General features: G+C 61.5%; 29 protein-coding genes and 1 tRNA gene. 29 read left to right on the top strand and 1 reads right to left on the bottom strand.

From position 1 onward, the window contains the following. The 22 genes from rplN (at position 1) to HG718_RS05225 (ending at position 14,868) form a co-directional block, all read left to right on the top strand. Positions 1–369, top strand: a complete 369-nt coding sequence (gene rplN, locus HG718_RS05120; RefSeq protein WP_027837631.1) for a 50S ribosomal protein L14 — start codon at positions 1–3, stop codon at positions 367–369. A gap of 9 nt (positions 370–378) precedes the next feature. Next, positions 379–696 carry a 50S ribosomal protein L24 gene (gene rplX / locus HG718_RS05125; protein WP_160588117.1) on the top strand — a complete coding sequence of 106 codons (318 nt, stop codon included), beginning with the start codon at positions 379–381 and terminating at the stop codon, positions 694–696. Next, positions 689–1,258, top strand: a complete 570-nt coding sequence (gene rplE / locus HG718_RS05130) for a 50S ribosomal protein L5 (protein ID WP_027837633.1) — start codon at positions 689–691, stop codon at positions 1,256–1,258. Before rplX ends, rplE begins: the two co-directional genes overlap by 8 nt. Before the next feature lie 41 nt (positions 1,259–1,299). Beyond that, positions 1,300–1,605 carry a 30S ribosomal protein S14 gene (gene rpsN / locus HG718_RS05135; protein WP_027837634.1) on the top strand — a complete coding sequence of 102 codons (306 nt, stop codon included), beginning with the start codon at positions 1,300–1,302 and terminating at the stop codon, positions 1,603–1,605. Positions 1,606–1,617: 12 nt separating this feature from the next. Beyond that, positions 1,618–2,016: a 30S ribosomal protein S8 gene (gene rpsH / locus HG718_RS05140; protein WP_027837635.1), complete on the top strand. Its 399-nt coding sequence runs from the start codon at positions 1,618–1,620 to the stop codon at positions 2,014–2,016. Positions 2,017–2,074: 58 nt separating this feature from the next. Then, positions 2,075–2,608 carry a 50S ribosomal protein L6 gene (gene rplF, locus HG718_RS05145; protein ID WP_027837636.1) on the top strand — a complete coding sequence of 178 codons (534 nt, stop codon included), beginning with the start codon at positions 2,075–2,077 and terminating at the stop codon, positions 2,606–2,608. Between the two features lie 17 nt (positions 2,609–2,625). Then, positions 2,626–2,988: a 50S ribosomal protein L18 gene (rplR, locus tag HG718_RS05150; protein ID WP_027837637.1), complete on the top strand. Its 363-nt coding sequence runs from the start codon at positions 2,626–2,628 to the stop codon at positions 2,986–2,988. Between the two features lie 18 nt (positions 2,989–3,006). Then, positions 3,007–3,591, top strand: a complete 585-nt coding sequence (gene rpsE, locus HG718_RS05155; RefSeq protein WP_027837638.1) for a 30S ribosomal protein S5 — start codon at positions 3,007–3,009, stop codon at positions 3,589–3,591. A gap of 11 nt (positions 3,592–3,602) precedes the next feature. Continuing rightward, on the top strand, positions 3,603–3,794 hold the full coding sequence (gene rpmD / locus HG718_RS05160; RefSeq protein ID WP_027837639.1) for a 50S ribosomal protein L30: 192 nt from the start codon (positions 3,603–3,605) through the stop codon (positions 3,792–3,794). Positions 3,795–3,874: 80 nt separating this feature from the next. Then, positions 3,875–4,369 (top strand): 50S ribosomal protein L15, encoded by a 495-nt coding sequence (gene rplO, locus HG718_RS05165; protein WP_027837640.1) that lies wholly within the window; start codon positions 3,875–3,877, stop codon positions 4,367–4,369. Positions 4,370–4,423: 54 nt separating this feature from the next. Beyond that, complete coding sequence (gene secY / locus HG718_RS05170) at positions 4,424–5,761, top strand: preprotein translocase subunit SecY (RefSeq protein ID WP_160587623.1); 1,338 nt, start codon at positions 4,424–4,426, stop codon at positions 5,759–5,761. Continuing rightward, positions 5,758–6,336 (top strand): adenylate kinase, encoded by a 579-nt coding sequence (locus tag HG718_RS05175; protein WP_027837642.1) that lies wholly within the window; start codon positions 5,758–5,760, stop codon positions 6,334–6,336. Before secY ends, HG718_RS05175 begins: the two co-directional genes overlap by 4 nt. A gap of 280 nt (positions 6,337–6,616) precedes the next feature. Next, positions 6,617–6,985 (top strand): 30S ribosomal protein S13, encoded by a 369-nt coding sequence (rpsM, locus tag HG718_RS05180; protein WP_027837643.1) that lies wholly within the window; start codon positions 6,617–6,619, stop codon positions 6,983–6,985. Between the two features lie 75 nt (positions 6,986–7,060). Then, on the top strand, positions 7,061–7,450 hold the full coding sequence (gene rpsK, locus HG718_RS05185; RefSeq protein WP_027837644.1) for a 30S ribosomal protein S11: 390 nt from the start codon (positions 7,061–7,063) through the stop codon (positions 7,448–7,450). 123 nt (positions 7,451–7,573) lie between these two features. Beyond that, positions 7,574–8,611, top strand: a complete 1,038-nt coding sequence (locus tag HG718_RS05190) for a DNA-directed RNA polymerase subunit alpha (protein WP_036261166.1) — start codon at positions 7,574–7,576, stop codon at positions 8,609–8,611. Positions 8,612–8,651: 40 nt separating this feature from the next. Next, positions 8,652–9,071: a 50S ribosomal protein L17 gene (rplQ, locus tag HG718_RS05195; RefSeq protein ID WP_160587624.1), complete on the top strand. Its 420-nt coding sequence runs from the start codon at positions 8,652–8,654 to the stop codon at positions 9,069–9,071. Positions 9,072–9,254: 183 nt separating this feature from the next. Beyond that, positions 9,255–10,673, top strand: coding sequence for a DegQ family serine endoprotease (locus HG718_RS05200; protein ID WP_160587625.1), 1,419 nt, complete (start codon positions 9,255–9,257; stop codon positions 10,671–10,673). Positions 10,674–10,709: 36 nt separating this feature from the next. Then, positions 10,710–12,020 (top strand): replication-associated recombination protein A, encoded by a 1,311-nt coding sequence (locus HG718_RS05205; protein ID WP_160587626.1) that lies wholly within the window; start codon positions 10,710–10,712, stop codon positions 12,018–12,020. Then, the gene (gene crcB / locus HG718_RS05210; RefSeq protein WP_027837649.1) at positions 12,017–12,397 is read left to right on the top strand and encodes a fluoride efflux transporter CrcB; all 381 of its coding nucleotides are present in this window, start codon (positions 12,017–12,019) and stop codon (positions 12,395–12,397) included. The genes HG718_RS05205 and crcB overlap by 4 nt, the downstream gene beginning before the upstream one ends. Next, the gene (locus HG718_RS05215; protein WP_160587627.1) at positions 12,394–13,392 is read left to right on the top strand and encodes an RluA family pseudouridine synthase; all 999 of its coding nucleotides are present in this window, start codon (positions 12,394–12,396) and stop codon (positions 13,390–13,392) included. The genes crcB and HG718_RS05215 overlap by 4 nt, the downstream gene beginning before the upstream one ends. Then, on the top strand, positions 13,389–14,087 hold the full coding sequence (locus tag HG718_RS05220; RefSeq protein WP_160587628.1) for an HAD-IA family hydrolase: 699 nt from the start codon (positions 13,389–13,391) through the stop codon (positions 14,085–14,087). The genes HG718_RS05215 and HG718_RS05220 overlap by 4 nt, the downstream gene beginning before the upstream one ends. A 19-nt stretch (positions 14,088–14,106) precedes the next feature. Beyond that, positions 14,107–14,868, top strand: a complete 762-nt coding sequence (locus HG718_RS05225) for an ATP12 family chaperone protein (protein WP_205345668.1) — start codon at positions 14,107–14,109, stop codon at positions 14,866–14,868. On the opposite strand, the gene lipB is transcribed toward HG718_RS05225, so the two are convergent. After that, positions 14,865–15,599: a lipoyl(octanoyl) transferase LipB gene (lipB, locus tag HG718_RS05230; protein ID WP_160587629.1), complete on the bottom strand. Its 735-nt coding sequence runs from the start codon at positions 15,597–15,599 to the stop codon at positions 14,865–14,867. The two genes, HG718_RS05225 and lipB, sit on opposite strands and share 4 nt — an antisense overlap. Before the next feature lie 122 nt (positions 15,600–15,721). Between lipB and HG718_RS05235 the strand changes: the two genes are divergently transcribed. The 7 genes from HG718_RS05235 to HG718_RS05265 all read left to right on the top strand — a co-directional run bounded on the left by HG718_RS05235 (position 15,722) and on the right by HG718_RS05265 (position 20,815). Beyond that, complete coding sequence (locus HG718_RS05235; RefSeq protein ID WP_027837653.1) at positions 15,722–15,958, top strand: FliM/FliN family flagellar motor switch protein; 237 nt, start codon at positions 15,722–15,724, stop codon at positions 15,956–15,958. A 156-nt stretch (positions 15,959–16,114) separates the two neighbouring features. Next, a complete protein-coding gene (locus HG718_RS05240; protein ID WP_160588121.1) occupies positions 16,115–16,675 on the top strand; it encodes a precorrin-2 dehydrogenase/sirohydrochlorin ferrochelatase family protein in 561 nt (186 codons plus the stop codon). Beyond that, positions 16,672–17,472 carry a phosphoadenylyl-sulfate reductase gene (locus HG718_RS05245; protein ID WP_244617701.1) on the top strand — a complete coding sequence of 267 codons (801 nt, stop codon included), beginning with the start codon at positions 16,672–16,674 and terminating at the stop codon, positions 17,470–17,472. Before HG718_RS05240 ends, HG718_RS05245 begins: the two co-directional genes overlap by 4 nt. Before the next feature lie 127 nt (positions 17,473–17,599). Further along, positions 17,600–17,686, top strand: a tRNA-Leu gene (locus tag HG718_RS05250). Between the two features lie 197 nt (positions 17,687–17,883). Then, positions 17,884–19,266 carry a magnesium transporter gene (mgtE, locus tag HG718_RS05255; RefSeq protein WP_160587630.1) on the top strand — a complete coding sequence of 461 codons (1,383 nt, stop codon included), beginning with the start codon at positions 17,884–17,886 and terminating at the stop codon, positions 19,264–19,266. After that, positions 19,251–20,207 (top strand): Kelch repeat-containing protein, encoded by a 957-nt coding sequence (locus tag HG718_RS05260; protein WP_160587631.1) that lies wholly within the window; start codon positions 19,251–19,253, stop codon positions 20,205–20,207. The genes mgtE and HG718_RS05260 overlap by 16 nt, the downstream gene beginning before the upstream one ends. Beyond that, entirely contained in the window at positions 20,207–20,815 is a 609-nt protein-coding gene (locus tag HG718_RS05265; protein ID WP_160587632.1) for a GNAT family N-acetyltransferase, read from the top strand. The genes HG718_RS05260 and HG718_RS05265 overlap by 1 nt, the downstream gene beginning before the upstream one ends. Positions 20,816–20,821: the final 6 nt, after the last annotated feature.

Raw genomic sequence — 20,821 nt, forward strand, 5'->3', positions numbered from 1 at the left:
ATGATCCAGATGCAGACGAACTTGGACGTCGCGGACAATTCTGGCGCCCGCCGCGTTCAGTGCATCAAGGTGCTGGGCGGCTCGAAGCGCAAATACGCAAGTGTTGGCGACACGATCGTGGTCAGCATCAAAGAGGCCATCCCCCGCGGCCGCGTTAAGAAGGGCGACGTGATGAAGGCGGTGATCGTTCGCACCGCCAAGGAAATCCGCCGCCCTGACGGGAGCGCAATCCGCTTTGACAACAACGCGGCTGTGCTGGTGAACAACAATGGCGAGCCGATCGGTACGCGTATTTTTGGCCCGGTTACCCGTGAGCTGCGCGCCAAGAACATGATGAAGATCGTGTCGCTCGCACCGGAGGTGCTGTAAGCCATGTCTGTGAAACTGAAGATCCGCAAGGGCGACAAGGTCGTCGTGACGACCGGCAAGGACAAGGGCAAGAAGGGCGAAGTGCTCAAGGTGCTCCCGTCCGAGAACCGCGCCGTCGTCCAGGGCGTCAACATCGTGCGCCGCCACCAGCGTCAGACCCCCCAGGCACAGGGTGGGATCATCGCCAAGGAAGCGCCGATCAACATTTCGAATATTGCGATCGAGGACCCGAAGACCGGGGAAGCGACTCGTGTGGGTTTCAAGACGCTTGATGACGGCCGCAAGGTCCGCGTCGCCAAGCGGTCGGGAGAAGTGATCGATGGCTGAAGCAGCACTGGAAAACTACGTCCCGCGCGCTCGCGCGACGTATGACAATGTCGTTCGCCAGAAGCTGATCGAAGAGTTTGGCTACAAGAACCCGATGCAGGTTCCGAAGCTGGACAAGATCGTGCTCAACATCGGCGCGGGCTCCGTGGCCGTTGGCGACAGCAAGAAGATCGGTTCCGCCGTTGCGGCACTCGAAGCCATCACCGGTCAGAAGGCCGTGGTGACCAAGGCCAAGAAGTCGGAAGCGTCTTTCAAGCTGCGTGAAGGCATGAATATCGGCGCAAAGGTTACACTTCGCCGCGAACGCATGTATGAATTCCTCGACCGCCTGGTCAACATCGCGCTCCCGCGCGTGCGTGACTTCCGCGGTCTGAACCCGAAGAGCTTTGACGGCAACGGCAATTATGCCATGGGTCTGAAGGAGCACATCGTGTTCCCGGAAATCAATTACGACCAGGTCGATCACGTGTGGGGGATGGACATCATCGTCTGCACCACGGCCGCCACTGATGACGAGGCGAGGGCTCTCCTTCGCGAACTCAACTTCCCCTTCACGTCGTAAGCCTTTCGGCTGAGCGATACGGTAGGGATTAGGAGGACTGCATGGCGAAAAAGAGCGCCATCGAGAAGAACAAGCGGCGTCAGCAGCTTGTCAAGAAGTACGCCGCAAAGCGCGAAGCGCTGCGTGAGATCGTGCGTGACCAGGACAAGCCGATTGAAGAGCGGATCCAGGCGCAGCTGAAGCTGTCCTCGCTGCCGCGCAATTCGGCACCGAGCCGTGTTCGCAATCGTTGCGAAGTCAGCGGTCGTCCGCGGGCTTATTACCGCAAGCTCAAGATGTCGCGTATCGCGCTTCGTGATCTGGCCTCGGAAGGCAAGATCCCGGGCATGGTCAAGTCGAGCTGGTAGAGGAGAGTTCAGATGTCTGTTTCAGATCCTCTCGGCGATATGCTGACCCGTATCCGCAACGGCCAGATGCGTGGCAAGAGCAAGGTGGCAACGCCCGGCTCAAACCTGCGCCGCCGTGTGCTTGATGTGCTTCAGGCCGAAGGGTACATCCGTGGTTACACGGAAGTGTCCTATGACAATGGCCGCAAGGAGTTCGAGATCGAGCTCAAGTACTTCGAGGGTGCGCCCGTGATCCAGGAGATCAAGCGCGTCTCGAAGCCCGGTCGCCGTGTCTATTCGTCGGTGACTGACCTTCCCCGTGTCTATAACGGGCTGGGTATTTCCATTCTGTCCACTCCGAAGGGTGTGATGGCTGATCACATCGCTCGCGATGAAAATGTGGGCGGCGAGGTTCTCTGCCAGGTGTTCTAAGGCTCGGGCTCGCAAGAGCCTGGTTTTGAACAAACCAGCGGACTAGGAGCGAATTGATATGTCGCGTATTGGTAAAAAGCCTATCGCCGTTGCAAGCGGCGTCACGCTGACCATTGATGGTCAGACCGTGAAGGCGAAAGGGTCGAAGGGTGAGCTTGAGCTGACCCTGGTACCGGAAGTCACGATCTCCCAGGGTGAGGACGGTGTGACCGTTTCTCCGGTGGACGACAGCCAGCGGGCGCGGGCCATGTGGGGCCTGTCGCGTACTCTGGTTGCCAACATGATCCAGGGTGTGTCGGAAGGGTTCTCGAAGTCCCTCGAGATCAACGGCGTTGGCTACCGTGCCCAGATGCAGGGCCAGAACCTGCAGCTGGCTCTCGGTTTCAGCCATGACGTGATCTATGAGGTGCCGGAGGGCATTCAGATCCAGACCCCGAAGCCGACGGAAATCGTGGTGAGCGGTTCCGACAAGCAGAAGGTTGGTCAGGTTGCGGCGGAGATCCGCGGCTATCGTCCGCCGGAGCCCTACAAGGGCAAGGGCGTGAAGTATGCCGACGAGTATATCTTCCGTAAGGAAGGCAAGAAGAAGTAAGCGAGCGGAACAGGCAGATGAGCAATTCAATCAAGATGCGCGAACGCCGCAAGCAGCGTGTGCGCCGTTCGCTGAAGAAGATCGCCAATGGACGTCCGCGTCTGTCGGTGTACCGGTCTTCCAAGCACATTTCGGCTCAGATCATCGACGATGAGAAGGGTGTGACCGTTGCGTCCGCCTCGACCCTCGAGAAGGATCTGCGCGGCAGCCTCAAGACCGGGGCCGATGTGGCCGCGGCGAAGGCTGTTGGTGAGCTGGTTGCCAAGCGGGCCAAGGACAATGGCGTGAGCGCCGTCGTCTTCGACCGTGGCGGTTACATCTATCATGGCCGCGTCAAAGCGCTGGCCGACGCTGCCCGCGAGGGCGGCCTGGAATTCTAAGGCGAGAGGGTTAGACACGTGGCACGGGAACAGGGCGGTCGGGACGACCGCGGACGTGGACGCGATCGCGACGACCGCGATAGCGAATTCGTCGACAAGCTGGTGCATATCAACCGCGTCGCCAAGGTGGTGAAGGGCGGTCGCCGGTTCGGCTTTGCAGCGCTTGTTGTTGTGGGTGATCAGAAGGGCCGTGTGGGCTTTGGTCACGGCAAGGCACGCGAGGTGCCGGAAGCCATCCGCAAGGCAACCGATCAGGCGAAGCGCCAGATGATCCGTGTGCCGCTGCGCGAAGGCCGGACACTGCATCACGATGTTGCGGGCCGTCATGGCGCGGGCCGTGTGTTCCTGCGTGCAGCGCCTCCGGGTACCGGCATCATCGCCGGCGGTCCGATGCGCGCCGTCTTCGAGACGCTTGGCATGCAGGACCTGGTGGCGAAGTCGATCGGTACCTCCAACCCGTACAACATGGTGCGGGCCACCTTTGATGCCCTCCAGCGCGAGCAGAGCCCGCGCATGGTGGCGGCCCGCCGTGGCCTGAAGGTGAGCGATGTGGTGTCGCGCCGTGCGGATGCGTCAACCGCTGCTCTTGAAGACGCTGAATAGGAGCGGGACCAATGGCAGCTAAGAAGACCATTACCGTTGAGCAGGTCGGTAGCCCGATCCGTCGGCCGGAATCCCAGCGCAAGGTGCTGGTGGGCCTCGGCCTCAACAAGATGCACCGTCGCCGGACCCTTGAAGACACGCCCGCAGTGCGCGGCATGGTCAACAAGATCCCGCATCTGGTGAAGATCGTGGACGAGGCCTGAGCGCCTCTCCACGCCTTATTTGATTTCGCCGGGGCTGCACTCCCACGAGGAGCGGTCCCTGAGCAAAAGGCAGTTGAACAATGAAGCTGAACCAGCTCAAAGATAATGCAGGTGCCCGCAAGGCCCGCATGCGCGTCGGCCGCGGCTACGGCTCCGGCAAGGGCGTAACCGCCGCGCGCGGTCAGAAGGGTCAGAAGTCGCGTTCTGGCGTGGCCATCAAGGGCTTTGAAGGCGGTCAGATGCCGCTTCACATGCGGATGCCGAAGCGGGGCTTCAACAACCCGTTCCCGACCGAATACGCCATCGTGAATATCGGCCGCGTGCAGCAGGCTATCGACAATGGCAAGCTGGATGCGTCCAAGCCGGTGAACGCCGATGCGCTGCGAGCAGCCGGCCTGATCCGCCGCAAGGATGTCGATGTCCGTCTGCTGGCCAAGGGTGAGCTGTCCGCGAAGGTGTCCTTCGAGCTGACGAGCGCCTCAAAGGGTGCGCAGGAAGCTGTTGAGAAGGCGGGCGGATCGATTACGGTGGTCCCGGCAGTGAATCAGAAAGCTGCTGACACCGCTTCCGCGTAAGGCAGGCCCGATTACCAGGCCGCGCTGATGCGTGGTCTGTAAGGAGTAGCGCATATGGCGTCGGCTGCTGAACAGCTTGCAGCAAATATCAATTTCTCCTCCTTCGCGAAGGCGGAAGAACTCAAGAAGCGCATCTGGTTCACGCTGGGTGCGCTTCTGGTGTACCGGCTGGGCACCTACATCCCGCTGCCGGGCATTGACCCGGTCGCGCTGGCGCAGCTGTTCGAGCAGCAGCAGGGCGGCATTGTCGGTATGTTCGACATGTTCGCTGGCGGCGCCGTGGGGCGCATGGCCATCTTTGCGCTCAACGTCATGCCGTACATTTCGGCATCCATCATCATGCAGCTGATGACCGCGGTTGTGCCGCGGCTTGAGCAGCTGAAGAAGGAAGGCGAGGCGGGCCGCAAGCAGATCAATCAGTATACGCGCTACGGCACGGTCCTGCTGGCGACGTTGCAGGGCTACGGCATTGCCGTCGGCCTTGAGAGCGCGGGCAATGTGGTGATCGATCCGGGGATGTTCTTCCGGGTCACCACTGTCATCACGCTGGTCGGGGGCACCATGTTCCTGATGTGGCTGGGTGAGCAGGTTACAGCGCGCGGTGTGGGTAACGGTATCTCGCTGATCATCTTCGCTGGCATTGTGGCCGAGCTACCGGCTGCGCTCGTGGGCACGCTGGAGCTGGGCAGGCAGGGGGCTCTGTCGACCTTGGTCATCGTCGGCTTCCTGCTGATGGCCGTTGCAGTGATCGCGTTCATTGTCTTTGTCGAGCGGGCGCAGCGGCGCCTTATCGTCCAGTACCCAAAGCGTCAGGTCGGCAACCGCATGTTTGGCGGTGACTCATCCCACCTGCCGCTGAAACTGAACACAGCTGGTGTCATTCCGCCCATTTTTGCCTCGTCGCTGCTGCTTCTGCCGGCGACGGCAGCGGGCTTCACTGTGGCGGATGGCACGAGCCCTGACTGGCTGACGACCGTCACGACGCTGCTAGGCCATGGTCAGCCGCTCTACATGGCGCTGTATGCAGCAGGCATCGTGTTCTTTGCGTTCTTTTACACCGCTCTGGTGTTCAATCCGGCGGAAACGGCGGATAATCTGAAGAAGTATGGTGGTTTCGTGCCGGGTATCCGTCCGGGTGAGCGGACCGCCGAGTATATCGACTATGTGTTGACACGCCTGACGGTGGTGGGTGCGGCCTATCTTGTCATTGTGTGTCTGCTTCCCGAGTTCCTGGTGTCTCAGTATGCGGTGCCGTTCTATTTTGGTGGCACCTCGCTGCTGATTGTCGTGAGCGTCACCATGGATACGGTTTCCCAGATCCAGAGCCATCTGTTGGCGCATCAGTATGAGGGCATGGTCAAGAAGTCCAAGTTGCGAGGGGGGCGTCGATGAACCTGATTTTCCTTGGACCGCCAGGTGCCGGTAAAGGCACGCAGGCGGGCCGTGTGCAGGAGGCCCATGGGCTTGTGCAGCTGTCTACTGGTGACATGCTCCGCGCGGCCGTGGCTGCCGGCACAGAGATCGGCAAGCAGGCAAAGGAAATCATGGAACGCGGTGACCTTGTGCCGGATGAGGTTGTGGTGACCATCATTTCTGACCGCATCGAGGAAGACGACTGCAAGAACGGCTTCATCCTGGATGGTTTTCCTCGCACGACGGGTCAGGCGGAAGCGCTGGACAAGATGCTGGCGGAGAAGGGTCTCAAGCTTAACGCTGTGATCGAAATCCGTGTGGATGACTCGATCCTTGTGGACCGCATCCGGTCGCGCATTGCGGAAACCGGCGGCGACCGCGCGGATGACAATGAGGAAACGCTGAAGAAGCGTCTCGAGGTCTATCACGCGCAGACGGCGCCGCTGATCCCGTATTACGAGTCGCAGGGTAAGCTTCTGGTTGTGGACGGTATGAAGTCCATCGATGACGTGACCCGCGATATCGAGGACAAGATCGGCCTGGCCACTGCGTGAGTCGATGGGAAAACCATCGATAAAACAGTGGTTTGGCTGTGATTTTTGATGAATCGGTGCGGCGGCGTAAATGCCGGCGCATCAATGGTTGACTGGAACTGAACGAAACCTATAATCCGCGCCTCCGCAAAGGTCAGAATCGCGGATTTCCGCGCCGTTCCTACTCCTCAACGTTGGGGTGGGCACGCGAGCGGTTTTTTTGTGTATCTGAACCCCGGCTTGGGTCCCATCTGGGAGACCGGCCGGACAGGACAAGCGGCACTTTTGGAGAAACGTAGCAGTGGCTCGTATCGCAGGCGTCAATATCCCGACGAACAAGCGCGCGCTCATCGCGCTGACTTACATTCATGGCATCGGCAACTCGAAGGCTGCCGAAATTCTGGACACCGTGAACGTGCCGCATGACCGGCGTGTGAACGAGCTGTCGGATGCCGAAGTGATCCAGATCCGTGAAGTGATCGACCAGAACTATCTGGTGGAAGGTGACCTGCGCCGCGAAGTGGCGATGAACATCAAGCGCCTGATGGATCTCGGCTGCTACCGCGGCCTGCGTCACCGTCGTGGCCTGCCGGTCCGCGGTCAGCGCACCCACACCAATGCCCGCACCCGCAAGGGGCCGGCCAAGCCGATTGCCGGTAAGAAGAAGTAATCAGGTTTTCTGCCGGCGCGGTCCTGAGGCTCTTGCAGGGGCACGCCGCCGGCAATCAAAAGGCAAAGCAACACGATGGCAAAAGACGCAACCCGCATTCGCCGCCGCGAGCGCAAGAACATCTCTTCGGGCGTGGCGCATGTGAATTCGAGCTTCAACAACACCATGATCACCATCACGGATGCGCAGGGGAATGCGATTTCCTGGTCGTCCGCGGGTGCCATGGGCTTCAAGGGCTCGCGCAAGTCCACCCCGTTCGCCGCGCAGGTTGCTGCGGAGGACGCGGGCAAGAAGGCTGCGGAGCACGGCATGAAGACCCTGGAAGTCATGGTCTCCGGTCCGGGGTCGGGGCGTGAGTCCGCCCTGCGTGCCCTGCAGGCGTCCGGCTTCACCATCACGAGTATCCGGGACGTGACGTCGATCCCGCATAACGGTGTGCGTCCCAAGAAGAAGCGCCGCGTCTAACACGCGCTCCTTCGACGGGTCATCCGTCACCCAACGGATTTCGAAATTCGCGGTCTTCCCACTATTGGGGTGTCCCCGGCGCCTCGGGCGAGGGGAGTTCCGGCAAGAGCCGGGCAGGGCCGCATGATCAACGAGGCTAACAACGTGATCCAGAAGAACTGGCAGGAATTGATCAAGCCGAACAAGCTGGACATCCAGCCCGGCCGTGACGCCCAGCGTGTTGCCACCGTGGTTGCGGAGCCGCTTGAGCGTGGCTTCGGCCTGACGCTCGGTAATGCCCTGCGTCGTGTGCTGCTGTCGTCGCTTCAGGGCGCGGCCGTGACGTCGGTGCAGATTGATGGCGTTCTGCACGAGTTCTCGTCTGTTGCCGGTGTCCGCGAGGACGTGACCGATATCGTCCTCAATATCAAGCAGATGGCTCTGCGTATGCATGCCGAAGGGCCGCGCCGCATGACGCTCGTGGCCAATCAGGCGGGTGAGGTCACCGCCGGCATGATTGAGGCTGGCGCCGACATTGAGATCCTGAACCCGGATCTCGTGCTTTGCACCCTCGACCAGGACTCTGAAATCCGCATGGAGTTCACGGTCAACACCGGCAAGGGCTATGTGGCGGCCGACCGCAACCGTCCGGACGATGCGCCGATCGGCCTCATCCCGGTAGACAGCCTGTTCAGCCCGTGCCGCAAGGTGTCCTACAAAGTTGAGAACACCCGCGAGGGCCAGATTCTCGATTACGACAAGCTGACCCTGACTGTTGAGACTGACGGGTCGGTGACGCCGGATGACGCCGTGGCCTTTGCTGCGCGTATCCTGCAGGACCAGCTCCAGACCTTCGTGAACTTCGAAGAGCCGCGTCCGGAGCAGGTCGTCGAAGAGCGTCCGGAGCTGGAATTCAACCCGGCGCTGCTCAAGAAGGTGGACGAGCTGGAACTCTCCGTTCGTTCGGCCAATTGCCTGAAGAACGACAACATCGTCTATATCGGTGATCTCATCCAGAAGACCGAAGCGGAGATGCTCCGTACGCCGAATTTCGGCCGCAAGTCGCTGAACGAGATCAAGGAAGTGCTGGCTCAGATGGGTCTCCACCTCGGCATGGAAGTGCCGAGCTGGCCGCCGGAGAACATCGAAGAACTGGCTAAGCGTTACGAGGATCAGTACTGAGCGCGTAACGGATAACATCCGCGCTTGAGGAGAAAGAACAATGCGTCACGGCAAAGCCCATCGCAAACTGAACCGCACCGCCTCGCACCGCAAGGCGATGCTGGCCAATATGGCCGTCGCGCTCATCAAGCATGAGCAGATCGTCACCACCCTGCCGAAAGCCAAGGAGCTGCGTCCCTTTGTGGAAAAGCTCGTGACACTCGGCAAGCGCGGCGATCTCAACGCCCGTCGCATGGTCTATTCCAAGCTGCCGGAAAAGCAGTGGGCGCAGAAGCTGTTTGACGTGCTGGGTCCGCGTTACGCGGAGCGTCCGGGCGGGTATATCCGCATCATGAAGGCCGGCTTCCGCTACGGCGATAACGCGCCGCTAGCCGTGATCGAGTTCGTCGACCGCGACCCGGCTGCCAAGGGTCAGGACTCCGGTCCGGACCTGTCCGCCGAGGAGCAGGACGCCGCCTGAGGCATCTTGCAGAGATGATTTACGGAGGAGGCGGTCCCATGTGGCCGCCTTTTTCTTTGGCCGGAAGGTGATGACCTGCGTCTTCACCAATCAGCGGCTTGGTGGTTGCGCCTCTGGGTGCCGCTGCCACATCCTGTTGATCATGCCATCTGACGCCATGTGACCAGTCTAGAGGTTTGCCGAATGAGGAAGATGTCCGCCGCCCTGATGTGTGCCGCGTTTGCGGCTTTCATAGCGTCGGCAGTCCCTGGTGCCGCGCAGGTGGTGCCCCGGTCCCAGGCGGAGATCGACCTCTCCTTCGCGCCGCTTGTCAAACGTGTGGCGCCGGCTGTCGTCAATGTGTTCACCAAGCGCGTGGTCCGGGAACAGGCCCAGTCTCCCTTTGCCAACGATCCGTTCTTTCGCCGTTTCTTCGGCGACCGTTTTTCGTTCGGTGTGCCGCGGGAGCGGGTGCAAAGTTCGCTGGGCTCCGGGGTCATTGTCGGTGCCAATGGCATCATCGTCACCAACAACCATGTGATTGCGGAGGGTGACAGTTTCACGGTGGCACTCGCCGACAGGCGTGAGTTTGAAGCAGAACTGTTGCTGGCCGATGAGCGCACGGATCTCGCGATCCTGAAGATTGACCCGGGCAGTGAGCAACTGCCGACCCTCAGTTTCGGTGATTCCGATGCGCTGGAAGTGGGGGACCTGGTTCTTGCTATAGGCAATCCCTTCGGTGTCGGGCAGACGGTGACCAGCGGCATCGTGTCGGCGCTCGCGCGCACGCAGGTAGGTGTGAGCGATTACCAGTTCTTCATCCAGACGGATGCGGCCATCAATCCGGGCAATTCGGGGGGCGCGCTGGTGACGATGGATGGCCGGTTGGTTGGCGTAAACACGGCGATCTTCTCGCGGTCAGGCGGCTCCATCGGTATCGGGTTTGCCATTCCAGCCAACATGGTGCGGCTTGTGGTTGCCTCCGCGCAGGATGGCGGCAATGGGAGGGTTGTGCGTCCCTGGTTGGGAGCATCGGTCCAAAGCATCACCAGTGAGCTTGCGCAATCCCTCGGTCTTGACCGGCCAGGTGGGGCGCTGATCGGGGATGTATATCCCGGCGGCCCTGCGGATCGGGCGGGACTTGAGACCGGCGATGTGATCCGCCGCCTGGATGTCCACGACATCGTCGACGAGAACACGCTGCGCTACCGCCTTGCAACGCGTGAGATAGGCTCCAGTGTCGAGGTCGAGTACTTGCGTGCAGGGCGGCAGCGGACGGGAACCTTGCGCCTTACAGCGCCCCCTGAGCGCCCGGCACGGGATGAGACGCTGCTGGAGGGCCCGCATCCGTTCTCCGGCGCCAGGGTGGCCAATCTGTCGCCGGCGCTTGCGGAGGAAATCCGCCTTGATCCCATGCTGTCGGGCATCGTTGTAACGCAGGTGGTGCGCCGCAGCCCGGCCAATCGGCTTGGCCTGCAACCGGGTGACATCATCCTGGGTATCAATGATGCGCGTGTTGAGAGTGTGGATGCGCTGGAAGACGCGTTGTCGGGTGGCGGCCGCAACTGGCAGGTCTCTGTGCGGCGCGGAGATCAGGTATTCAATACGACAGTACGCCTCTAGCTTCTGGCAGCGGCAAAATCGGATATGGTGCCGCCCATGTCCGATCTCTTTCAGCAGGCAGGCCTTGAGGCCGATGCACCGCGCCCCCTGGCGGACCGGCTGCGGCCGGTGGCGCTTGGCGAGGTAGCCGGGCAGGATCACCTGGTGGCGGACGACGCCCCGCTGGGTCGCATGGTGGCAAGCGGCCGACTGAACTCCGTGATCCTGTGGGGTCCCCCGGGAACCGGCAAGACGACCATCGCCCGCCTGTTGTCTGCAGCCGTACCGCAGATGGAGTTCGTCCAGATATCGGCGATCTTTTCAGGCGTGGCTGACCTGCGGAAAGTCTTTGACGCGGCGAAGGCGCGGCGGGCGACCGGCCGGGGCACGTTGCTGTTCGTGGATGAGATCCATCGCTTCAACCGGGCCCAGCAGGATGGCTTCCTGCCACATATGGAAGACGGCACCATCATCCTCGTTGGCGCGACGACTGAAAACCCGTCTTTCGAGCTCAATGCGGCCGTCCTTTCCCGTGCTCAGGTGCTTGTTTTGCGTCGCCTTGATGACGTGGCGCTGGAAACTCTTCTCACGCGTGCGGAAGCTCTCGAAGGGCGGCCCCTGCCTCTTACTGCTGAAGCCAGAGACGTGTTGAAAGCGATGGCCGACGGCGATGGGCGGTTCCTTCTCAACCTTGCGGAAGAACTGTTTTCGTTGCCTTCCGATGCGGACGCCCTGGATGCCGCGGCCTTGGCCGAGACCGTGCAGCGCCGTGCGCCTGTTTATGACAAAGGACAGGACGGTCATTACAACCTGATAAGCGCGCTTCACAAATCCGTACGCGGATCGGATCCGGATGCGTCTCTTTATTGGCTGGCGCGCATGCTGACCGCCGGTGAGGATCCGCTCTATATCGCCCGGCGGTTGGTGCGTATGGCAATTGAAGACATTGGCCTCGCGGATCCGCAGGCTGTGCTGCAAGCAAATGCGGCCAAGGATGTCTATGACTTCCTCGGCAGTCCTGAGGGAGAGCTGGCGCTTGCGCAGGTTGTGGTGTATCTCGCGACCGCCCCCAAATCCAACGCGGCCTATGTGGCGTACAAGGCCGCCATGCGGCTTGCGAAGGAGACCGGTTCCCTGATGCCGCCGCGGCACATCCTCAATGCTCCAACGCGGCTGATGAAGGAGCAGGGGTATGGGGCAGGGTATGAGTACGACCACGACACGGATGGCGGTGTGTCGGGGCAGGACTATTTCCCGGATGAGATGTATGAGCGGCCTGTGTTCTATCAGCCACCGGAGCGCGGTTTCGAGCGCGAGCTGAACAAGCGGCTCGCCTATTTTGCGAAGGTAAGAGGTAGCCGGACATGAACATGGTTCTGGCCATTGCCCTGGGTGGCGGCTTGGGAGCGGTTGGCCGTTATGCAGTCGGCGCCGGCGCGCTTGCTCTCATGGGGCCTGGGTTTCCCTTCGGCACCCTCGCAGCCAATGTCGTCGGTGGCTTCCTGATGGGGGCAGTCGTTGAAGCCGGGGCGCTCAAGTTTTCCTATTCCCCGGAGCTGCGGGCGTTTCTGACTGTCGGTCTGCTTGGCGGCTTCACCACCTTCTCGGCATTCTCCCTGGAGAGCGCGTTGATGATCCAGCGCGGCGAATGGGCCCTGGCATTCGGGTATGTGGCAATGTCGGCTCTGTTTTCCATTGGCGCTTTGTTTTGCGGCCTGTGGCTGATGCGCGGAGTGCTGTCATGAGCGGTGTGCAGACAATCCAGGTTGAGGCCGGTGATGACGGGATGCGGCTTGACCGCTGGTTCAAGGCCCGGTTCCCGGGGCTTGGTCATGGGCGGCTGGAGAAGTTGCTGCGGACCGGTCAAGTTCGGGTAGATGGCGGCCGGGTAAAGGGCTCCACGCGCCTTGAGGAAGGCCAGGCCGTGCGTGTGCCGCCTTTGCCGGACAATGCCGACGCCGCGCCGCAGCGCAGCAGCAAGCCCCGGAAGGCGGCTTCTCAGGACGGGTCCTTCCTCCGGGATCTCGTGCTCTACAAGGATGGTGATGTGATCGTCCTTAACAAGCCAGCGGGTTTGGCAGTGCAGGGCGGCTCCCGGACCGACAAGCACATTGATGCCATGCTCGACGCCCTTGCATTCGATGCGCCGGAGCGGCCGCGGCTGGTGCATCGGCTCGACAAGGATACGTCCGGTGTTCTGGTCTTGGCGCGCTCGCGGGATGCGGCGGCCAAGCTTGGCCGTGCGCTCAAGCGCCATGACACGCGGAAGATCTACTGGGCCCTGGTCAATGGTGTGCCGCGCCCGCAGCGCGGGACCATCAATCTGTCACTGGCCAAAGCGGGCACGGAAGGGCGCGAGCGGGTTCACGCGGCGGAAGATGATGACTTCGACGCGCGCCACGCCATCACGCATTACGCCACCGTTGCGCAGGCCGGGCAGAAGCTTGCCTGGGTCGCCTTCATGCCGGTGACCGGACGCACGCACCAGATCCGCGCGCATGCTGTTGCCATCAAGACGCCAATTGTGGGGGATGGAAAATACGGCGGGTCTGAGGCTCATCCGGGCGGCGAGATCCCTCGGAAGATGCACCTGCATGCGCGTGAGCTCACCATCCGTCATCCAAAGGGCCACATGATCACCGTCGTCGCGCCTTTGCCCGAACATATGCGCAAGACGTGGGATCTGCTTGGCCTTAACCCGAATGACGACGAAGACCCCTTTGCGGAGCTTGAAGCATGAGCCTGACTTTCATCGTGTTTGACTGCGATGGCACTCTTGTGGACAGCCAGCATGCCATCACGACCGCAATGGTCGAGAGTTTCGAGACCCTGGGGCATGTGCCGCCGGCGCGTCAGGACATCATGTCGGTCGTCGGGATTTCCCTGGTGCCGGCAATTGCCCGTCTGATGCCGGATCATGAGCCGCATGTTCATGATGCCATGGCGGAAAGCTACAAGTCGGTCTATGGGCGCATGCGGGCCTCGGGCCAGACACAGGAGATCCTGTTTGACGGGGCGCACGATGCTGTGACGCGTTTATCTGGGACTGACGCATTACTGGGGGTTGCGACCGGCAAGTCCCGGCGCGGTGCGGAGAACATCCTCAAGGAACATGGCCTGCGGCATCATTTCCTCAGTGTACGAACGGCTGATGATGGACCCGGCAAGCCGGATCCGCACATGCTGAAGCTGGCCATGGCTGATGTGGGTGCAGATCCGCATGAAACCATCATGATCGGCGACACGACCTATGACATGGAGATGGCGCGCGCGGCAGGTGCTGGAGCTATCGGGGTCTCGTGGGGCTACCACCCGGTTGATGTTCTGCACGCATCCGGCGCCCATGAGGTGATTGACGATTTCGCGTCGCTTGATGACGCGGTCGCGCGGGTGCGCGCGCAGCTCGGCGCCGGTCTATCGGCGCTGCAGGACTGACAAACTGAAGGACCGGAGAATGAGCGAGGCCGACAAGCCGAGTTTCGTGCGTGCTTTTGATCCACAGAAGGAGCGGGAAGCGCGCATGGCCAAACGCTTCTACAAAGATGCACGTGCGGAAGCACGGGATGACGGCGTGGCCGTCTTGCTGGATGAGCGGGAGTTAAAGACGCCAGCTCGCAATCCGGTCAGGCTTCCCTCTCACCCGCTGGCGGAGGCTGTGGCGGCTGAGTGGGCAGCACAGTCTGACCATGTCGACCCTGCCTCCATGCCGCGCACGCGCATCGTCACCACTGCGATTGACCGCGTGGCTGAAGATGCTGGCCCGGCGATCGACGAGATTGCCCGTTATGGTGGGTCTGATCTTCTTTGCTACCGGGCCGAGCAGCCTGCGGAACTGGTGGCGCAGCAGACAGCTGCCTGGGATCCGTTGCTTGCATGGTTGAAGGAGAGCCATGCTGTGCGTCTGGCGAGCACCAGTGGCATCATGCATGTAACGCAGGATGAGGCTGAACTTGTCCGCCTGCGGGCTGTGCTTTCCAAGCTGGACCCGCTGCGTCTGACTGCGCTGCATACGCTGGTGACGATATCCGGTAGTGCCGTGATCGGGCTTGCTGTCCTGCACAAGCGGCTGGATGCGGAAGGGGCCTTTGAGACCTCCCGTGTTGACGAGTTGTTCCAGATTTCCCAGTGGGGAGAGGATGCGGAGGCGGCCGCCCGGACCAAGGCCCACAAAGCTGAGTTCGATGCCGCTGCAGAGGTGCTGACGCTGCTCGGCTAGGCGGAGACCGTCGGTCCGAACACCATTTCAAATTCGGCCCTCAGAGCCATGTCGAGATCAGGCATGGTTGTCGTCAGTCCCAGATCCTCGAAACTCGTGACGCCATGCTGCTGGATGCCGCAGGGTACAATTCCCGAGAAATGCTCGAGCTCCGGGTTCAGATTGATGCTGATGCCGTGAAAGGTCACCCATCGGCGGACCCGCACGCCGATTGCTGCGATTTTGTCCTCCGTAGGCTGACCATTCATTTGCCGCGGTTTTTCTGGGCGCTCTACCCATACGCCCACACGGTCGTCGCGAATTTCGCCATGAACATGGAAGCGGGCGAGGGTGCCGATGATCCATTGTTCAAGACCCGCCACGAAGGCGCGGACATCCTGGCCACGCTCCTTGAGATTGAGCATGGCATAGGCAACCCGCTGGCCGGGGCCGTGATAGGTGTACTGGCCCCCGCGTCCAGTCTCATAGACAGGAAAGCGGTCCGGCGTCAGTAGATCGACCGGATTGGTGCTTGTGCCTGCGGTATAGAGAGGCGGGTGTTCCAGCAGCCATACGAGTTCAGGGGCATCTCCCGCAGCGATGGCTGCGGCACGCTCTTCCATGTAGGCCAGGGCATCCGGGTAGGCGACAAGCCCGTCCGCAACGCGCCACTGCACAGGTGCGTGGTCGCTGTAGAGCCGCTTGATTGGAGCGCGGACATCTTTCTTAGGTGTGGTGTGGGTGGACGTCATGTCAGGCCTTATAGCACGGGCTGGCCGGCCCGGTTTGTTTACGACTGGGTAACCCTGTTCTGAGACTGTGAGGCACACGGGGCAGCCCTCGCATGTGCGGGCGCCGGAACAGGCCAGATGTCATGAATGCGATCGACAAGGTTGAGGTTGAGATTTCGGTGGTCCTCGGCAAGGCGTCAATGCCCATCCACCAGCTTTTGAAGATGGGCCGTGGTGCCGTGATCGAGCTGGAAGCCCATGAATCCGAGGAAGTCTGGCTTCTGGCTAACAATCAGCCGATTGCCCGCGGCGAGATCGTGGTGCAGGGCGAGCATGTGGGCGTGTCAATTACAGAGGTTCTGCAGCAGCACACCTTCTGAGCCCGCTAATCACATTCCTTCTTGTGAAATATTCTATTTCACGTGTTTTGCTTGAACAAAATGCGTGAACCCCTTAACTCTTGTTCAATGCGCGGCGTGGGGTCCTGAAAACCCTGCATTTCCGCGGTGTCGAGCGAGTTAGGGAGCCTTTCCGTGATGTTTCCCGTTGCCTTGGACCTTACGCAGCTGATTGCTGCCGTGGCCGGCGCAGGCCGGGCGGCCAAGCAGCGTATCAGGCTGCTGGATGAGGCGGGGGCAAAGGGCGTTCTGGTTTTCGCTCTGGACGCTGACGAGGAGCTTGCGACGATGGCGGGTGACCGCCTTGTGGCGCGATTACCTGACGAAGCGGATCTCGACGGGATCGATATCCTCTTTGTGGCGGATCTTGGTGCCGAGACCGAGACCCGTTTGGCCGCCATGGCCCGGTCCCGCAAGGTCCTGCTGAACACCGAGGATGTGCGCCCGCTCTGTGATTTTCATGTGCCTGCCATGGTGCGGCGCGGCGATCTGCTGCTGGCCGTTTCGACCGGTGGCGCGTCGCCCGGGCTCGCCCGGCGGCTCAAGGCTCATCTCGCCGAGACCTTCGGGGAGGAATGGGCCGACCACGTATCCGAAATAGCTGGCGCCCGCGCGCGCTGGCGTGAGGAAGGGGTGTCCTTTGCCGATCTGGGCAAGCGCACCAATGCCCTCATTGATGAGAAAGGCTGGCTATCATGACAGCAATTCAGGCAATGCCTCTGGAGGCCACGCCCACGCCGGTGCAGCGCCAGGCGATGGACAGTGAGACCGTTACGTCCGAGCGGCTGGAGAAGCTTCAGGCCGAATTTGGTCACCTGGACGGCAAGGACCTCATGGATGCGATGATCCACAAGGCTTTCCCGGGCAAAATTGCCATGGTGTCTTCCTTCGGCTCCGAGGCCGTTGTGCTCCTGCACATGCTCTCGGAAGTCAATCCGACGGTGCCGGTTCTGTTCCTCAATACGGGCAAGCTGTTCGGCGAGACCTTGCGCTATCGCGACCGCCTCCAGGACAAGCTCGGCCTCACGGACATCCGTTCGCTGGGTCCGGATCCTCGGGTGCTGGATGTGCAAGACCCCAAGGGCGACCTGTGGGCCCGCGACGCGGATGGCTGCTGTCATGTGCGCAAGGTCCTGCCGCTCGCGCATGGGCTTGAACACTTCGAAGCGTCCTTCACCGGTCGCAAGAAATTCCAGACAGGTGCCCGGTCGCAGATGGCGACCATCGAGCAGGAAGCCGCTGCCGACGGCACGCCCGGGCGTTTCAAGATCAATCCGCTGGCCAATTGGGACCTCGACGATCTCAAGACCTATATCGAGGACCATAAGCTGCCGCGGCATCCGCTGGTGAAGGACGGCTATCTATCCATCGGCTGCATGCCCTGCACCGACCGGGTGAAAGAGGGCGGCGATTACCGTTCCGGCCGCTGGGCGGGCCTCGACAAGGATGAGTGTGGAATTCACGTGCCGGGTCTCGTCGACGGCGACGGCATCTGATCCCGAAAACGGCACGGGACTGCCGATTGGCGCAAAACCGGGCTTGTGCCAAGCCCGGCAGTTTGCTACACGGCGGTCCCTGCCTTGTCCGGCTGCTTCGCGGCCCGGTGTTCGGCAGTTCTACCGTGCGGTCGTGGCGGAATTGGTAGACGCGCAGCGTTGAGGTCGCTGTGGGGTAAAACCCGTGGAAGTTCGAGTCTTCTCGACCGCACCATTCATCTTCAGACATTCGAATTGGCTGATACGCGTCCGGCTGCCGGGCGCGTGCCTTGCCGTGAGCCGCCAACAGACGATTTCCGTTCGCCGGAAAAGCCGGGCAAAATGCGCAAAATCGCCTAATTTGGGGTGGTGACTTGGTGCGCCTTCCGCTAGCAACAGCGTCATCCCGCATTCGAAGATGGACCGGCCCACGTGAGCGACACCGCAGCAGAGCTTGACCGGAACCCGGAGGACGATCTCGGCCTGTCGCCGGATTTCGTCCGCACCGTTGTGGACCGGATCGACGCGGGCGATGCGCCTGCGGTGCGGAAACTCACAGCCGATCTGCATCCTTCCGATCTCGCCGAACTGATCGAGCTGCTGCGCCCGGATGAGCGGCGCACGCTGGTTGCGATCCTCGGACCGGATTTCGATCTTGTGGCGCTGTCCGAGCTGGACGAGGGCTTGCGTGACGAGCTGTTGAGCCATATTGGCCCAGGCCGCGTCGCCGAGGCACTGGCTGATCTTGATACGGATGACGCGGTCTATCTCCTCGAAGATATGGGGGCTGAGGAACAGCGCGAACTGCTGAACCGCATGCCCGAGGAAGAGCGGACCCAGATCGAACGCTCCCTCGAATATGACGAGGACAGCGCCGGCCGCCTGATGCAGCGCGACATCGTTGTCGTGCCGCCGCATTGGAGCGTGGGGCAGACAATCGACCACATGCGTGAGTCCGTCGACCTGCCGGAGACATTCTTCGAAATCTTCGTGGTGGATGAAGCCTTCCATGCCATCGGCACCGTGCCGCTGTCGCGGATCATGCGTACCAAGCGCCCGGTGAAGATCAGCGACATCATGGACATGGATCAGACGTTGATCCCAGCCGCGATGGACCAGGAAGAGGTCGCCTATCAGTTCGAGAAGTACAATCTCGTCTCGGCCGCTGTGGTGGACGAGGAAGAGCGCCTCGTCGGTATGGTGACTGTGGATGACGTGGTTGAGGTCATTCAGGAAGAGGCGGGCGAAGACATCCGCCGCCTTGCCGGTGTGGGTGATGAAGCCCTCACCGATACCGTGATCCAGACAGCCCGCAGCCGCTTTCCCTGGCTGTTTGCCAACCTCTTTACCGCCGCGATTGCCGCGATCGTCATTTCAGCCTTCGGTGTCAGCATCGAGAAGATGGTGACCCTGGCAATCCTGATGCCCGTCGTGGCCGCGCTAGCGGGCAATGCGGGCACGCAGACGATGACTGTGACCGTCCGCGCCATGGCGACCCGTGATCTCGTTGAGTTCAACGTGCGCCGGGTCATCTCGCGTGAGGTGCTGGTGGCCTTCCTGAACGGCATCATCTTCGCGATCCTTATGGGGATCGGTGTTGGTTTCATATTTGGGGATTGGCAGTTGAGTGGTGTTATCGCTGTCTCAATGGTCATCACGCTGGGCTTTGCGGGGCTTTCCGGCATCTTGATTCCGCTTGCGCTGGACCGGGCAGGGGCCGACCCTGCCATTTCGTCAAGCGTGTTCCTGATTGCGCTTACGGACGCGGTCTCGTTTCTGGCTTTCCTGGGATTGGCCACATGGTTGTTGCTTTAGTGAGTTCCGCCCTGCGCCGCATGGCTCTGGCTGCCGTCATCGTCCTCACACCTGTCATGGCGCAGGCCGGATGGAGTGAGGGGGCGCCGGTTGCGGATGCACGCGCCTTCGGGTCAGCGGCGGCCCAGGGTGACACGGTCTATGTGGCAGGCGGCGGTGCACTAGCAGGGCCGGTGAGTGATTTTGCGGCCTATGACCTTGTGGGTGATATCTGGCGGCCGCTGCCGACAATGCCGGTGGGGCGGCAGAATTTCGGCATGGCTGTTGCTGCCGATGGCGGCGTCTATGTGTCCGGCGGGTTCGCCGGCGATGCCTTTGATGCCCCGGCCAGCGATTTCTGGCGCTATGACATCACCAACGCTGTGTGGGTGCGGATGGCGGACATGCCGGCGGGGCGTGCGCGCCACGGCATGGTGGCAATCGATGGGGATCTCTACGTGGTTGGCGGCGAAGGCCCCAATGCGTCGCGCGTCTTCGTCTATGACACCTTTAAGGCTGTCTGGCGTGACCTCGGTGCTGATCTTCCGACGCCCCGTACAGATTTGGGCGTTGTTGCTGCCAATGGGCGTGTCATGGTGCTCGGTGGACGGACGGGCAGTGGCGTGACGGCCCAGGTTCATGTCTATGACCCGGCTTCGGGCCGGTGGTCACGCGGGGCTGACCTGCCGATGCCGCTGGCTGATGCTGCGGTCGGTACTGTCAATGGCACAATCCACGTTGCCGGCGGCCGGTCGAACGACCCTATGCGGACCTTCAAGGAACACTATGTGCTTGCTGCCGGCTCGCAGAGTTGGCGCACCAGTGAAGCCTTGCCCTTGCCGCGTCTCGGTGCAGCTGCTGCCGGCACAGCGCGGGGCTTTCTGGTCATCGGTGGTTCCGGCGGGGCAGGGGTCTTTTCGGTCTTTACCGCATCGGACGTGGTCGATATCTACAGGCCCTGATGACTGATCACGTGATTCACCGTGCAGGCCCGGGGGACGATAAGCGGGTTGGCCGGATCATCGGCGAGGCCTTTGCCGACGACCCCATCTCCCTCTGGATCCTGCAAAAGCCGTCGCTCATTACACGGATGATGACGCGACTGGCTCGCGCGGCCTACATTCCGGCAGGCTTCTCTGAATTTCTGGACAATGAGCAGGGTGCCACCATGTGGATGCCGCCCGGCGGCAGCAAGGCCATGTCATTCGGTGAGCAACTGGGCGCCATGAAAGATATGCTGCTGACAGGTGTTCCCGTCGCCTTGTCCCGCTCAACGGCATTCGAGAAGGCTCTGAAGCCGGTGAAGCCTAAAGAGCCGCATTTCTACCTCTTCACCATTGGCGTGGTGCCGGAGGGGCAGGGCAAGGGTCTTGGCGGTGCCTTGCTGCGTTCGGGCCTCGAGCAGGTCGACCGGGCCAGCATGCCGGCCTTCCTTGAAAGCAGTAAGCCCGAGAACGTTCCCATCTATCAGCGCTACGGGTTCGAACTCACCGAAGAGCCGGACCTGCCTGAAGGCTGCCCGCCGATCTATCCGATGTGGCGTGAGGCGCGGCGCGGCGGCGGCGCCTGATCTCAA

It is taken from the genome of Pyruvatibacter mobilis (assembly GCF_012848855.1).
GTDB classification, from domain to species: domain Bacteria; phylum Pseudomonadota; class Alphaproteobacteria; order CGMCC-115125; family CGMCC-115125; genus Pyruvatibacter; species Pyruvatibacter mobilis.